The 13,095-nt window shown below is 70.6% G+C and carries 8 protein-coding genes; 2 read left to right on the top strand and 6 right to left on the bottom strand.

Annotated elements, in window-relative coordinates; all coding sequences use genetic code 11:
• Nucleotides 1-364: 364 nt before the first annotated feature.
• The 3 genes from Q9S36_RS28330 to Q9S36_RS28320 all read right to left on the bottom strand — a co-directional run bounded on the left by Q9S36_RS28330 (nucleotide 365) and on the right by Q9S36_RS28320 (nucleotide 3,449).
• The gene (locus Q9S36_RS28330; RefSeq protein ID WP_251449468.1) at nucleotides 365-1,702 is read right to left on the bottom strand and encodes a class II 3-deoxy-7-phosphoheptulonate synthase; all 1,338 of its coding nucleotides are present in this window, start codon (nucleotides 1,700-1,702) and stop codon (nucleotides 365-367) included.
• A gap of 110 nt (nucleotides 1,703-1,812) precedes the next feature.
• The gene (locus Q9S36_RS28325; RefSeq protein ID WP_251449467.1) at nucleotides 1,813-2,511 is read right to left on the bottom strand and encodes a 1-acyl-sn-glycerol-3-phosphate acyltransferase; all 699 of its coding nucleotides are present in this window, start codon (nucleotides 2,509-2,511) and stop codon (nucleotides 1,813-1,815) included.
• Between the two features lie 2 nt (nucleotides 2,512-2,513).
• Nucleotides 2,514-3,449, bottom strand: coding sequence for an ROK family glucokinase (locus Q9S36_RS28320; protein ID WP_311288175.1), 936 nt, complete (start codon nucleotides 3,447-3,449; stop codon nucleotides 2,514-2,516).
• Nucleotides 3,450-3,594: 145 nt separating this feature from the next.
• Here Q9S36_RS28320 and Q9S36_RS28315 point away from each other — a divergent pair, with 145 nt between their 5' ends.
• Nucleotides 3,595-5,421, top strand: coding sequence for a long-chain fatty acid--CoA ligase (locus Q9S36_RS28315; protein WP_311288174.1), 1,827 nt, complete (start codon nucleotides 3,595-3,597; stop codon nucleotides 5,419-5,421).
• 54 nt (nucleotides 5,422-5,475) lie between these two features.
• On the opposite strand, the gene Q9S36_RS28310 is transcribed toward Q9S36_RS28315, so the two are convergent.
• The 3 genes from Q9S36_RS28310 to Q9S36_RS28300 are packed head-to-tail and all read right to left on the bottom strand — an operon-like array spanning nucleotide 5,476 to nucleotide 11,158.
• Complete coding sequence (locus Q9S36_RS28310) at nucleotides 5,476-5,967, bottom strand: peptide deformylase (RefSeq protein WP_311288173.1); 492 nt, start codon at nucleotides 5,965-5,967, stop codon at nucleotides 5,476-5,478.
• A gap of 7 nt (nucleotides 5,968-5,974) precedes the next feature.
• A complete protein-coding gene (locus Q9S36_RS28305; protein ID WP_311288172.1) occupies nucleotides 5,975-7,702 on the bottom strand; it encodes an AAA family ATPase in 1,728 nt (575 codons plus the stop codon).
• Nucleotides 7,703-7,750: 48 nt separating this feature from the next.
• Entirely contained in the window at nucleotides 7,751-11,158 is a 3,408-nt protein-coding gene (locus tag Q9S36_RS28300; protein ID WP_311288247.1) for a pyruvate carboxylase, read from the bottom strand.
• Between the two features lie 72 nt (nucleotides 11,159-11,230).
• Here Q9S36_RS28300 and Q9S36_RS28295 point away from each other — a divergent pair, with 72 nt between their 5' ends.
• Nucleotides 11,231-12,040: a ParA family protein gene (locus tag Q9S36_RS28295; RefSeq protein ID WP_311288171.1), complete on the top strand. Its 810-nt coding sequence runs from the start codon at nucleotides 11,231-11,233 to the stop codon at nucleotides 12,038-12,040.
• Nucleotides 12,041-13,095 lie beyond the last annotated feature (1,055 nt).

Genomic DNA, 13,095 nt, shown 5'->3' with positions numbered 1-13,095 from the left:
CACTCCGGTCGCCCCAACCCACCCGAACCCGACACGACCGACGGCTCACGCATCAAGAGACCCCGCCGGGCCGGATGCCGCCCCCACAGCCCTCACTGAGCCGTCACTTGTGTCACCGCGACGCGCGCGAACCCGACACACGTGACGGCTCGCGCACCGCAGCGCTCGCGACCCCACAGCCGCCCGAGTCCGCGTCCGCACCCGCCCGAGCCGGGCCGGATGCCGCCCCCACATCCCGCACTGAGCCGTCACTCGTGTCACCGCGACCCGCGCGAACCCGACACAGCTGACGGCTCACGCACCAGACGACACGCGCACACGAGCGCCCGCGACCCTGCAGCCGCAGAAGCGCGCCCCGCGCAGGTCAGCGCTTCTCGAGCTCCTCGGCCACGAGGAACGCCAGTTCCAGCGACTGCATGTGATTCAGGCGCGGGTCGCACAGCGACTCGTACCGCGTCGCGAGGGTGGCCTCGTCGATCATCTCCGACCCGCCGAGGCACTCGGTGACGTCATCGCCGGTGAGTTCGACGTGGATGCCGCCCGGGAAGGTCCCGACGGCACGGTGCGCCTCGAAGAACCCGCGGACCTCGTCCACGACGTCGTCGAAGCGACGCGTCTTGTAGCCGGTGGGGGTGGTGATGCCGTTGCCGTGCATCGGGTCGGTGACCCACAGCGGCGTGGCGCCGGCGTCGCGCACGGCCTCGAGCAGCGGCGGAAGCGCGTCGCGGATCTTGCCCGCTCCCATGCGCGTGATGAAGGTCAGCCGCCCGGGCTCGCGCTCGGGGTCGAGCTTGTCGATGAGCGCGAGGGCGGTGTCGGCCGAGGTGGTCGGACCGAGCTTCACGCCGATCGGGTTGCGGATCTTGGAGAAGTAATCCACGTGCGCGCCGTCGAGCTCGCGGGTGCGCTCGCCGATCCACAGGAAGTGCGCCGACGTGTTGTACGGCGTGCCGGTGCGCGAGTCGATGCGGGTCATGGGGCGCTCGTAGTCCATGAGCAGGCCCTCGTGCCCGGTGTAGAACTCCACCCCACGCAGCTCGTCGAAGTTCGCTCCGGCGGCTTCCATGAACTTGATGGCGCGATCGATCTCGGACGCCAGGCGCTCGTACTGCTGGTTCGCGGGGTTCTGCGCGAAGCCCTTGTTCCACGAGTGCACCTCGCGAAGGTCGGCGAAGCCACCCTGTGTGAACGCACGGATCAGATTGATCGTCGACGCGGCGGTGTGGTAGCCCTTCAGCAGACGCTGCGGGTCTGCCTGACGCGAGCCCTCGGTGAAGTCGAACCCGTTGACGATGTCGCCGCGGTAGGCGGGGAGCGTCACGTCGCCGCGGGTCTCGGAATCGCTCGAGCGGGGCTTGGCGAACTGACCCGCCATGCGCCCCATCTTCACGATCGGCATCGAGGCGCCGTAGGTCAGCACGACCGCCATCTGCAGGACGGTCTTGATGCGGTTGCGGATCTGCTCGGCCGTCGCGCCCGCGAAGGTCTCGGCGCAGTCGCCGCCCTGCAGCAGGAAAGCCCGACCGGATGCCGCGCGCGCCAGTCGCTCGCGGAGGTTGTCCACCTCGCCGGCGAACACCAGCGGCGGGAGCGTGGCGATCTCTGCCGAGACCGCGGCGACCGCCTCCGCGTCGGGCCACTTCGGCTGCTGCTTGATGGGCAGGGTCCGCCAGTGGTCGAGCGCGTCGATCTGCTGAAGCATCCCTCGATTCTAGTCGCGCACCCAGGCGCCGATCCGCCGCATGACGCCGGGCGTCACCGCCCTGTGTCGGCGGCGTCGCCGCCCTGCCCCGCGCGCCGCGTCGAGCGGGTTCAGCGGGTGGCGACGGCGCGGGGCTTCAGCCGGTCCTTGACCGTCGAGGCGTACACGTCCTCGTACTCCTGCTCGCCGAGTCGCTGCAGGGCGACCATGATCTCGTCCGTGATCGAGCGGAGGATGTAGCGGTCGGATTCCATGCCGGCGTAGCGCGAGAAATCCAGCGGCTCGCCGATGACGATGCCCACCCGCACGACGCGGGGCACGCGGTGGCCGATGGGCAGCATCGTGTCGGTGTCGACCATGACCAGCGGCACGACGGGCACACCCGCCTCGAGCGCCATGCGGGCGATGCCGGTGCGACCCCGGTACAGCTTGCCGTCGGGGCTGCGTGTGCCCTCGGGGTAGATGCCGAGCAGGTCTCCCCCGCCGAGCACCTGCAGTCCGGTGTTGAGCGATGCCTCGGAGGCCTTACCGCCGGAGCGGTCGATCGGCAGTTGTCCGGTCGCTTTGAAGAAGACGCGGGTCGCCCAGCCCTTGAGACCTTTGCCGGTGAAGTAGTCGCTCTTGGCGAGGAAGGACACCGGCCGGTCGATCATGAGCGGCAGGATGACGGAGTCGACGAACGACAGGTGGTTGCTCGCGAGGATGGCGCCGCCCGTGGCGGGGACGTTCCGGCGGCCGACGATCCACGGGCGGAAGATCGCCTTCACGATCGGTCCGATCACCACGTACTTCATCAGCCAGTAGAACATCGTCAGGCCTCCACGACCGCCAGATCCGCGGCGCCGATCAGACCGGCGTCGTTGCCGAGCTGGGCGATGGCGAACTCGGCGACGGGGCGGTCGCCGTAGCCCGGCAGCGACGTCTCGTACGCCAGCCGCACGGGACCGAGAAGATCCTCGCCGAGCTGGGCGACGCCGCCGCCGATGACGAAGAGCTCCGGGTCGAGGGCGGCCTGGAAGCCGCCGCACGCCTCGCCGAGAGCGGTCGCGACGCGGCGGAGCGCCTCGACGGCGCCCTCGTCGCCCGCAAGCACGAGCCGCGAGATGGCCGGACCGCTGATGGTGCCCTTCTCGGCGCGGAGCGCGGCCAGTCCCGCGCCGATGCCCCCGGCATCCGCGATGCTGTTCGCCTCGCGCTGCAGGGCGCGCCCCGACGCGTACTGCTCGAGGCAGCCGTTCTGCCCGCAGCCGCACGGGAGTCCGTCGCGGGTGAAGCGCACGTGGCCGAGTTCGCCGCCGATGCCGTGGCCGCCGCGGTAGAGCTTGCCGTCGAGGATGACCGCGCCGCCGACGCCGGTGCCCATGGTCAGCATCATCATGTGGTCGACGTCGCGGCCGGCGCCGTAGCGGAACTCGGCCCAGCCGGCGGCGTTGGCGTCGTTCTCGATCGCGACGGGCATGCCGAGGCGGCTCTCGAAGATGGCCTTGAGGGGCTCGTTGCGCCATGCGATGTTCGGGGCGTGGATGACGGTCGCGCGATCGCGGTCGATGAACCCGGCGGCGGCGACGCCGGTGGCGACGACCTCGTGGTGCAGCGAGAGGTGACGGACCATGTTCACGACGGCGTCGGCGAGTTCGACGGTGTCGGTCGGGGTGTCGACGCGGACCTTCTCGATGATCCGTCCGGTCTCATCCACCACGCCGCCGGCGATCTTGGTTCCGCCGATGTCGATTCCGACCCTGAACACCGCACTCCCTCCGGCCGGCGCGGGCGCGACGGCGCCTTGCAGTCTAGCCGCGGCGCGTCCCGCGCACTGCCGCTGTGACGCCGAGCCGTGTGGTTAGACTCGATCACGACCTCCCCCTTGCCCGACCGGTACCGAAGGAGTTGCCGTGGTCCAATTCGAAGTCCCCGCCGTCGTCACAGCCGACCCCCAGGCGGGGGTGTCCGACCTCCTCGCCGAGCGCGTCAAAGCGACCCCGAATCTCGCCCTCTTCGCCGTTCCCGACGGCGACGGCTGGCGCGACGTCACCGCCGCCGACTTCGAGAAGCAGGTGATCGCGCTGGCCAAGGGCCTGGTCGCCGCCGGCATCGAGCCCGGCGACAAGGTCGGCTTCATCGCCAAGACCACCTACGACTGGACGCTCGTCGACTTCGCCCTCTTCTACGCCGGCGCGGTCATGGTCCCGATCTACGAGACCAGCTCGCCCGACCAGATCTCGTGGATCCTCTCGGACTCCGGCGCGATCGCCTGCATCACCGAGTCCGCCGACCACACCTCGCGCCTCGAAGAGGTCCAGGCCGACCTTCCGCTCGTGCGGAAGGCGTGGGAGATGCACCGCGGCGACCTCGACACGCTGGTGTCCGAGGGAACCGGTGTCAGCGACGACGAGATCCAGCGCCGCCGGCAGATCGCCGTGGGCTCCGACATCGCCACGCTCATCTACACGTCGGGCTCGACCGGCCGCCCCAAGGGGTGCGTGCTCACGCACAGCAACTTCGTGGAGCTGTGCCGCAACTCCGCCAAGGCCCTCAGCGAGGTCGTCTCGGTTCCGGGCGCGTCGACGCTGCTGTTCATCACGACCGCGCACGTGTTCGCGCGGTTCATCTCCATCCTCGACATCCACGCCGGCGTGAAGACGGGCCACCAGCCCGACACCAAGCAGCTGCTGCCGGCGCTCGGGTCTTTCCAGCCGACGTTCCTGCTGGCCGTCCCGCGCGTGTTCGAGAAGGTGTACAACTCGGCCGAGCAGAAGGCCGAGGCCGGCGGCAAGGGGCGGATCTTCCGCACCGCCGCGCACACGGCGATCGAGCACTCGAAGATGCAGCAGGAGGGCAAGAAGATCCCGCTCAGCATGCAGCTGAAGTTCCGCCTCTTCGACAAGCTCGTGTACAGCAAGCTGCGCACCGCCATGGGCGGCAAGGTCGTCTACGCCGTGTCGGGCTCGGCGCCGCTGGGTGAGCGCCTCGGACACTTCTTCCACAGCTTGGGCGTGACGATCCTCGAGGGCTACGGTCTCACCGAGACCACCGCGCCGGCGACGGTGAACCTCGCGACGAAGTCGAAGATCGGCACCGTCGGCCCCGTGCTCCCCGGCGTCGGCGTTCGCCTCGGCGAGGACGGCGAGATCGAGGTGCGCGGCATCAACGTCTTCAAGGAGTACTGGCGCAACCCCGAGGCGACCGCCGAGGCGTTCGACGGCGACTGGTTCCGCACCGGCGACATCGGCTCGTTCGACAGCGAGGGCTTCCTCACGATCACCGGCCGCAAGAAGGAGATCATCGTCACCGCCGGCGGCAAGAACGTCGCTCCCGCGGCGCTCGAGGACCCCATCCGCTCCAACCCGATCGTCGGCCAGGTCGTCGTCGTCGGTGACCAGAAGCCGTTCATCTCGGCGCTGATCACCCTCGATTCCGAGATGCTGCCGACGTGGCTGTCGAACAACGGTCTGCCGGGCGACATGTCCCTGGAGGAGGCGGCGAAGAACGAGGCCGTGCGCGCCGAGGTGCAGAAGGCCGTCGACATCGCCAACAAGCGCGTTTCGCGGGCCGAGTCGATCCGAAAGTTCACGATCCTCCCCACCGAGTGGAGTGAGGCCAGCGGTCACCTCACGCCGAAGATGAGCATCAAGCGCAACGTGATCATGTCGGACTTCGCCAAGGACATCGACGAGATCTACGCCGCGCCCGTCAACACGTCGAACGTCTCGCTGCCGTAAGGCGGAGCGGATGCCGGAGCCCCACGCCTCTTCGGAGGTGTGGGGCTCCGCGCGTCAGAACCAGTCCGACTCGCGGATCTCCTTCATCGCGAGCCTGCGCTCCTCGGGCGTGAGCCGCTGCAGGTAGAGCATGCCGTCGAGATGGTCGGTCTCGTGCTGCAGGGCCTGGGCCATCAGGCCCTCCCCCTCGAGCACGACCTCGTTGCCGTCGAGGTCGATGCCGATGACCTTCGCCCACGGGTGGCGGAGCGCATCGTGCCAGAGTCCGGGCACCGAGAGGCAGCCTTCGCCCGTGGGCTGGGGGTCGCCCGAGACCTCGACGAGCACGGGATTCAGCACGTACCCGATGTCGCCGTCGATGTTGTAGCTGAAGGCGCGCAGGTTCACGCCGATCTGCGGCGCGGCCACACCGGCGCGGCCGGGCAGCTCCACGGTGTCGAGCAGATCGCGCACGAGCGCGCGGACGCCGTCGTCGATGGTCTCGATGGGCGCGCTCGGAGCTCGCAGGACGGGGTCGCCGAAGACGCGGATGGGTCGGACTGCCATGGCGGGGTTACGCCGCCGAAGCCATCGAGCGCAGACCCTCCACGATCACCGCGGCGAGCTCGCGAGCGGCCTGCCGCGTCTCGGGGGCGAGGTCGCGGTAGTGGATCGCGCTCCCGGCGGCGATGTGCGGGTCGTACGGCATCCGCACGACGGCGCGGACGCGCGAGCGGAAGTGGGAGTCGAGCTCCTCGGGACGCACGAGCGGCGTGCCGGGGCGCGAGTTGTTGAGCACGACGACGGCGTTCCGCACCCGCTCGGCGTAGCCGTTGGTCTCGAGCCACGTGAGGGTCTCGGACGCGAGGCGGGCCTCGTCCACGCTCAGCCCCGACACGATCACGAGCTGATCGGAGCGGTCGAGCGTCGCCCCCATGACCGAGTGCACGATCCCGGTGCCGGTGTCGGTGAGGACGATGGAGTAGTAATGCGCGGCCAGCGAGGCGACGTCGTCATAATCCTCGTCGCTGAAGGCCTCGGCGACGTGGGGGTCGGTGTCCGACGCGATGACGTCCAGCCGCGTCTCGTCGCGCGCGACGATCGCCGAGAGGTCGTTGTAGCCGACCACCTCGTCGCGTGCACGCACGAGATCGCGGACCGTCTTGCCGCTGGCGCGTGCGATGCGCTCGGCCAGGGTGCCGCGGTCGGGGTTGGCGTCGATCGCGATGACGCGGTCGTCGCGGGCATCCGCGAGGGCCTGCCCCAGCAGGGTCGTGACGGTGGTCTTGCCGACTCCGCCCTTGCGCGAGAGCACCGGCACGAAGCGGGCGCCGCCGGTGAGCGGGGCGGCGATGCGGCCGTCGAGCTCTTTGCGGGCACGGGCGCGCTTGCTGTCGCCGAGGTTGATGCGGTGACCCGAGAGCGTGTAGACGAGGTGCTGCCAGGCGCCCTCGGGCTCGGGGCGCGCGACGTGGGTGGGGTCGAGCAGACGATCCGCGGTGAGCAGGTCGGCGGTCTCGCGGTCGGCTTCGAACTCACCGAGCCGCTTCGACGCGAGCGTGACCTCGGGACGCGGGGAACGGTGGTCACGCCGGCCGAGCTCGGCGCGACGCGCGGGCGGCGTCGCCGCGGCGGTCGCCGCCGGCACGGTGGGCGCGGGCGGGGCGCCGACGGGCGTGGATCCCGTGGCCGGGGCGGCCTGCGGCGCCGAGGCAGCCGCGTCGAGGTTCGACGCGGCGTGGGCAACGGGGGCGGGTGCGGGCACGGACGTGCTGCCGGTCTCCACCGGGTGCTCCCCCGCATCGGATGCCGCACGCTGCGGTGCGGACGGCTCGACCTCGGGGCGAGCGGGCTCGGACTCGGGCGCCGCGGACTCGTACTCCGGCGCGACGGTCTCGGCTTCAGGCGACGCGAACGCGTACTCTGACTCCGCCTCGGCCGCGGGCGCGAAGCCCGACGAGGGCACGTCGTCTTCGATCACGTCCGCGTCGGTGATGTCGTCGGACGGGTGCGCGAGCGCCCACGCGTCGGGTGCGGCATCCGTCGACGACTGCGCGTCGTCTTCGACGATCTCGCCCTCGGCGGTCACCGCGGGCACATCGTGCGGCAGCTCGTCGCCGGTCACGTCGTCATCGGACCAGTCGTCATCGGACTGCGCGGGCATCACGACGGCCACCTGTTCGGTGGCCCCGCCGAGGAAGCCGAGCGAGGCCGTGTCGATTCCACCGGTCTCTTCGAGGACGGCGTTCTCGTCGTCCTCGTGCGGTGTGTGGTCGGGTCGGTCGAGCGTCACTGAGGGCATCTCCAAGTAGCAAGGGGCGTGCCGGGTGCACTCACGCCGCCCCCCAGGCTAATGCGCCGGACGGATGACGACCAAAAGGTCGCCCGCCTCCACCTGCTGCGTCGCCCCGATCGCGAGCCGTTCGACGACCCCGTCGATGGGCGCGGTGATGGCCGCCTCCATCTTCATAGCCTCGATCGAGGCCACCGGCTGACCGGCTTCGACGGTGTCTCCGACAGCGGACTTGACCGTGACGACCCCCGAGAACGGCGCGGCGACCTGGCCCGGCTTCGTGGTGTCGGCCTTCTCTGCCTGCCGCGCCTCGACCTCGATGCTCCGGTCGCGGACGAACACCGGTCGCAGCTGGCCGTTGAGGGTCGTCATGACGGTGCGCATGCCCTTGTCGTCGGCCGCGCCGATCGCCTCGAGGCCGACGAAGAGCTGCACGCCGCGCTCGATCTCGACCACGTGCTCGGTACCCGCGGCGATGCCGTACAGATAGTCGGCGGTGTCGAGCACGCTCAGGTCGCCGAACACCTCGCGGGTCTGCTGGAACGCGCGGGTGGGCGCGGGGAACAGCAGCTGGTTGAGCATGTCGCGACGCGAGGACGAATCGCCGTCGAGGGCTGCGGTCTCGGCATCCGTCAACGGGGTGACCGCGATGTCGACCGTCCGGCCCTGCAGCACCTTCGTGCGGAAGGGCTCGGGCCAGCCGCCCGGCAGATCGCCGAGCTCGCCCGCCATGAAGCCGACGACCGAGTCCGGAACGTCGTATTTGTGGGGGTTCTCCTCGAAGTCCGCCGGGTCCGCCTTGACGGCGGCGAGGTGCAGCGCGAGGTCGCCGACGACCTTCGACGAGGGCGTCACCTTCGGCACGCGACCGAGGATGCGGTTCGCCGCGGCGTACATGTCCTCGATGAGCTCGAAGTCCTCCGACAGTCCGAGTGCGATCGCCTGCTGGCGCAGGTTCGACAGCTGTCCGCCGGGGATCTCGTGGTGGTACACGCGACCGGTGGGGCCCGGAAGCCCCGACTCGAACGGGCTGTACAGGTGGCGCACGGCCTCCCAGTAGGGCTCGAGGTCGCTCACGGCGCCGAGGTCGATTCCGGTGTCCCGCTCGGTGTGCGCGAGCGCGGCGACGAGCGCAGACAGCGACGGCTGGCTGGTCGTTCCCGACATGGGGGCGGATGCCGCGTCCACGGCGTCCGCTCCGGCGGCACTCGCGGCGAGCAGCGTCGCCAGCTGTCCTCCCGCGGTGTCGTGCGTGTGGACGTGAACGGGCAGATCGAAGCGCTCGCGGAGCGCCGACACGAGCCGCGCGGCCGCCGCGGGGCGCAGGAGGCCCGCCATGTCCTTGATCGCGAGGACGTGAGCCCCGGCATCCACGATCTGCTCGGCCAGGCGCAGGTAGTAGTCGAGTGTGTAGAGGTCCTCGCCCGGATTCAGCAGGTCGCCGGTGTAGCAGACGGCGACCTCGGCGATCGAGGTGCCGGTGGCGAGCACCGCGTCGATCGCGGGGCGCATCTGCGACACGTCGTTGAGGGCGTCGAAGATCCGGAAGATGTCGATGCCGCTCGCGGCGGCCTCGTGGACGAACGCGTCGGTGACCTCGGTCGGGTAGGGCGTGTAGCCGACGGTGTTGCGCCCGCGCAGCAGCATCTGGATCGCGATGTTCGGCAGTGCGGTGCGCAGCTTGTCGAGGCGCTCCCACGGGTCTTCGCCGAGGAAGCGGAGGGCCACGTCGTAGGTGGCCCCGCCCCACGCCTCGACCGACAGCAGCTCGGGGGTCATACGCGCGACGTAGGGCGCGACGGCCGCGAGGTCCTTCGTGCGCACGCGGGTCGCCAGCAGCGACTGGTGCGCGTCGCGGAACGTGGTCTCGGTCACGGCCAGCGACGTCTGCGCGCGCAGCGCCTGGGCGAAGCCGACAGGGCCGAGCTCCTGCAGCCGCTGGCGCGATCCCGCGGGGGCGGGGGCGTGCAGGTCGATCGCGGGGAGCTTCGCCCGGGGGTCGACGGTCACCGGGTTCTCGCCGTTGGGCTTGTTCACGGTGGTGTCGACGAGCCAGTTGAGGATCTTCGTGCCGCGGTCCTTCGACGCGCGGCCCTTGAGCAGCTCGGGGCGCTCGTCGATGAAGGAGGTGCTGACGTCGCCGGCGACGAACGCGTCGTCGTCGAGCACCGCCTGCAGGAACGAGATGTTGGTGGAGACGCCGCGGATGCGGAACTCCGCGAGGGCGCGGCGGGCGCGCAGCACCGCGGCGCCGAAGTCACGGCCGCGGCACGTCAGCTTGGCCAGCATCGAGTCGAAGTGCGGGCTGACCTGCGAGCCGGCCGCCGTCGTGCCGCCGTCGAGGCGGATGCCCGCACCGCCCGGTGAGCGGTAGGTCGTGATCTTGCCGGTGTCGGGGCGGAAGCCCTGCGTGGGGTCCTCGGTCGTGATGCGGCACTGCAGGGCGGCGCCGCGCAGGTGCATCCGGTCCTGCGTGAGGCCGAGCTCGTCGAGGGTCTGACCGGCCGCGATGCGCATCTGCGACTGCACGAGGTCGACGTCGGTCACCTCCTCGGTGACGGTGTGCTCGACCTGGATGCGCGGGTTCATCTCGATGAAGACGACCTCGCCGATGCGCGGCCCGGCGGTCTCGAGCAGGAACTCCACAGTGCCGGCGTTCTGGTAACCGATCGACTCGGCGAAGGCGATCGCGTAGCGGTGCAGGTCCTGGCGGACCGTGTCGTCGAGGTTCGGCGCCGGGGCGATCTCGATCACCTTCTGATGACGACGCTGCACCGAGCAGTCGCGCTCGAACAGGTGCACCGTCGTGCCCGCAGCGTCGGCGAGCACCTGCACTTCGACGTGGCGGGGCCGCTGCACCGCCTGCTCGAGGAAGACGCGCGCATCGCCGAACGCGCTGTGGGCCTCGCGCATGGCCTCGGCCAGGGCGGGCGGAAGCTCGGCGGGGGTCTCGACCCGCCGCATCCCTCGTCCCCCGCCACCGGCGACGGCCTTGACGAAGATGGGGAAGCCGATGTCGGCGGCCTGACCGACGAGGGTGTCGACATCGTCGGACGCCTCGGTGGAGCGGAGCACCGGGACGCCCGCGGCGATCGCGTGGTGCTTGGCCGTGACCTTGTTGCCCGCCATCTCGAGCACCGAGGCCGGCGGGCCGATGAAGGTGATGCCGTTCGCGGCGGCCTTCTCAGCGAGCTCGGGGTTCTCGGACAGGAAGCCGTAGCCGGGGTAGATGGCGTCGGCGCCGCTCTCGCGCGCGACCCGGATGATCTCGTCGACGTCGAGGTAGGCCCGCACCGGATGCCCGACCTCGCCGATCTGATACGCCTCGTCGGCCTTCAGCCGATGCAGCGAATTGCGATCCTCGTAGGGGAACACCGCGACCGTGCGGGCCCCCAGTTCGAAGGCGGCTCGGAATGCGCGGATGGCGATTTCACCGCGGTTCGCGACAAGGATCTTTCGGAACATGCTCACCTCGCGTGCAGCGTCGGGGGGCGGCTGAGTGTGCTCTCAGCCTAGGGGACGGTAACGTGGAGCCTTGTGCACGTGCTCTCGGTCAGCTCACTCAAGGGCGGCGTCGGCAAGACGACCGTGACACTCGGTCTCGCCTCCGCGGCGTTCGCCCGGGGTGTCCGGACTCTTGTCGTCGATCTCGACCCGCAGTCGGACGTGTCCACGGGCATGGACATCCAGGTCGCCGGGCGGCTCAACATCGCCGACGTCCTCGAGAATCCCAAGGAGAAGACGGTCCGTCAGGCCATCACCTCCAGCGGCTGGGCCAAGGTGCATCCGGGCACGATCGACGTCATGATCGGCAGCCCGTCCGCCATCAACTTCGACGGCCCGCACCCCTCGGTGCGCGACGTGTGGAAGCTCGAAGAGGCCCTCGCGACCATCGAGTCGGAGTACGACCTCGTGCTCATCGACTGCGCCCCGTCGCTGAACGCCCTCACCCGCACCGCGTGGGCCGCGAGCGACCGCGTCATCGTCATCACCGAGCCAGGCCTGTTCTCGGTCGCCGCCGCCGACCGCGCCCTGCGCGCGATCGAGGAGATCCGCCGCGGCCTCTCCCCCCGCCTCCAGCCGCTCGGCATCGTCGTCAACCGCGTGCGTCCGCAGTCGATCGAGCACCAGTTCCGCATCAAAGAGCTGCGCGACATGTTCGGCCCCCTCGTCCTCTCGCCCCAGCTGCCCGAGCGCACGTCGCTGCAGCAGGCCCAGGGCGCGGCGAAGCCGCTGCACATCTGGCCCGGCGACTCGGCGCAGGAACTCGCCGCCGACTTCGACGCGCTGCTCGACCGCATCATCCGCACCGGCCGCATCCCGACCGCGAGCGACGTCCGCGCCTGACCCTGCGGCTCTCTCGGACCCGCGAGCCGTCACCCGTTTCGGCTATGCCGGGCCGCCGCCGACACACCTGACGGCTCGCCCCGGCATTCGGAGGACGACCGCCACCCGGCGCACTCTCGGACCCGCGAGCCGTCACGTGTGTCGGCTATGCCGGGCCGCCGCCGACACAAGTGACGTCTCACCCCGGCATCCGGAGCAGCCCCGCCACCCGGCGCACTCTGCCGGCACGTGAGCCGTCACCCGTGTCATCTATGCCGGGCCGCCGCCGACACACCTGACGGCTCACCCCGGCATCCGGATCAGCACCGCCACCCGGCGCACTCTCGGACCCGCGAGCCGTCACGTGTGTCGGCTACGCCCGGCCGCCGCCGACACAAGTGACGTCTCACCCCGGCATCCGGAGCCATGTGCACCCCGAGGCCGCCTGCGCCGGCGTCCTAACTCCCGTGGTCGGCACGGTTGCGGCGCAGCGAGCCGTCATGCGTGTCGGCGCCGAAGGGCGACCCCGGACATAAGTGACGGCTCGCCGCCGTGGCTGGCCCGCGGTGTGGACCAAGAGTCCGGAAACCGGAGGTCTCCCCTCCATCAAGAGTCCGGAGACCGGAGATCCGGCCGATACCCGGATGTTTCTCGTCCAGGAATCCGCGAACGGCACCGGTCTCCGGTTTCCGGAGTCCGGCGCACCGGAGACCGCTGCGGAACGCGGAAGTATCCGGAATCCGGAGTCAGGGAATCGGAATCCGCGGATGCCGCGCCCTGCGCACCCCGCACCTCGGATGCCGCGCCCTGCGCACCCGGAGACCGGATGGCCGAGACCCGCGCCTCGGATGCCGCGCCCTGCGCACCCGGGAACCGGATGCCCCGCCCTGCGCACCCGGAGACCGGATGGCCGAGACCCGCGAGCCCCGGATGCCGCAACCCCGCCCCTGCGCACCCGGACAGCGGACGGCCGAAACCCCGCGAGCCCCGGATCCCGCCCCCGCACGCCGTCAACCGGACGGCCGAAACCCCGCGAACCCCGGATGCCGCACCTCGCACCCCCTGAACCAGACGCC

The organism is Microbacterium sp. ARD31 (assembly GCF_031844425.1).
Note: the sequence above shows the minus strand (reverse complement) of the source record. Positions and strands in the feature narration are given on the sequence as shown.

Coding starts and splice junctions, on each gene's coding strand:
- Q9S36_RS28330 (WP_251449468.1), bottom strand. CDS start 1,702: ATGCTTCAGCAGATCGACGCGCTCGACCACTGGCGGACCCTGCCCATC.
- Q9S36_RS28325 (WP_251449467.1), bottom strand. CDS start 2,511: ATGTTCTACTGGCTGATGAAGTACGTGGTGATCGGACCGATCGTGAAG.
- Q9S36_RS28310 (WP_311288173.1), bottom strand. CDS start 5,967: ATGGCAGTCCGACCCATCCGCGTCTTCGGCGACCCCGTCCTGCGAGCT.
- Q9S36_RS28305 (WP_311288172.1), bottom strand. CDS start 7,702: ATGCCCTCAGTGACGCTCGACCGACCCGACCACACACCGCACGAGGAC.
- Q9S36_RS28300 (WP_311288247.1), bottom strand. CDS start 11,158: ATGTTCCGAAAGATCCTTGTCGCGAACCGCGGTGAAATCGCCATCCGC.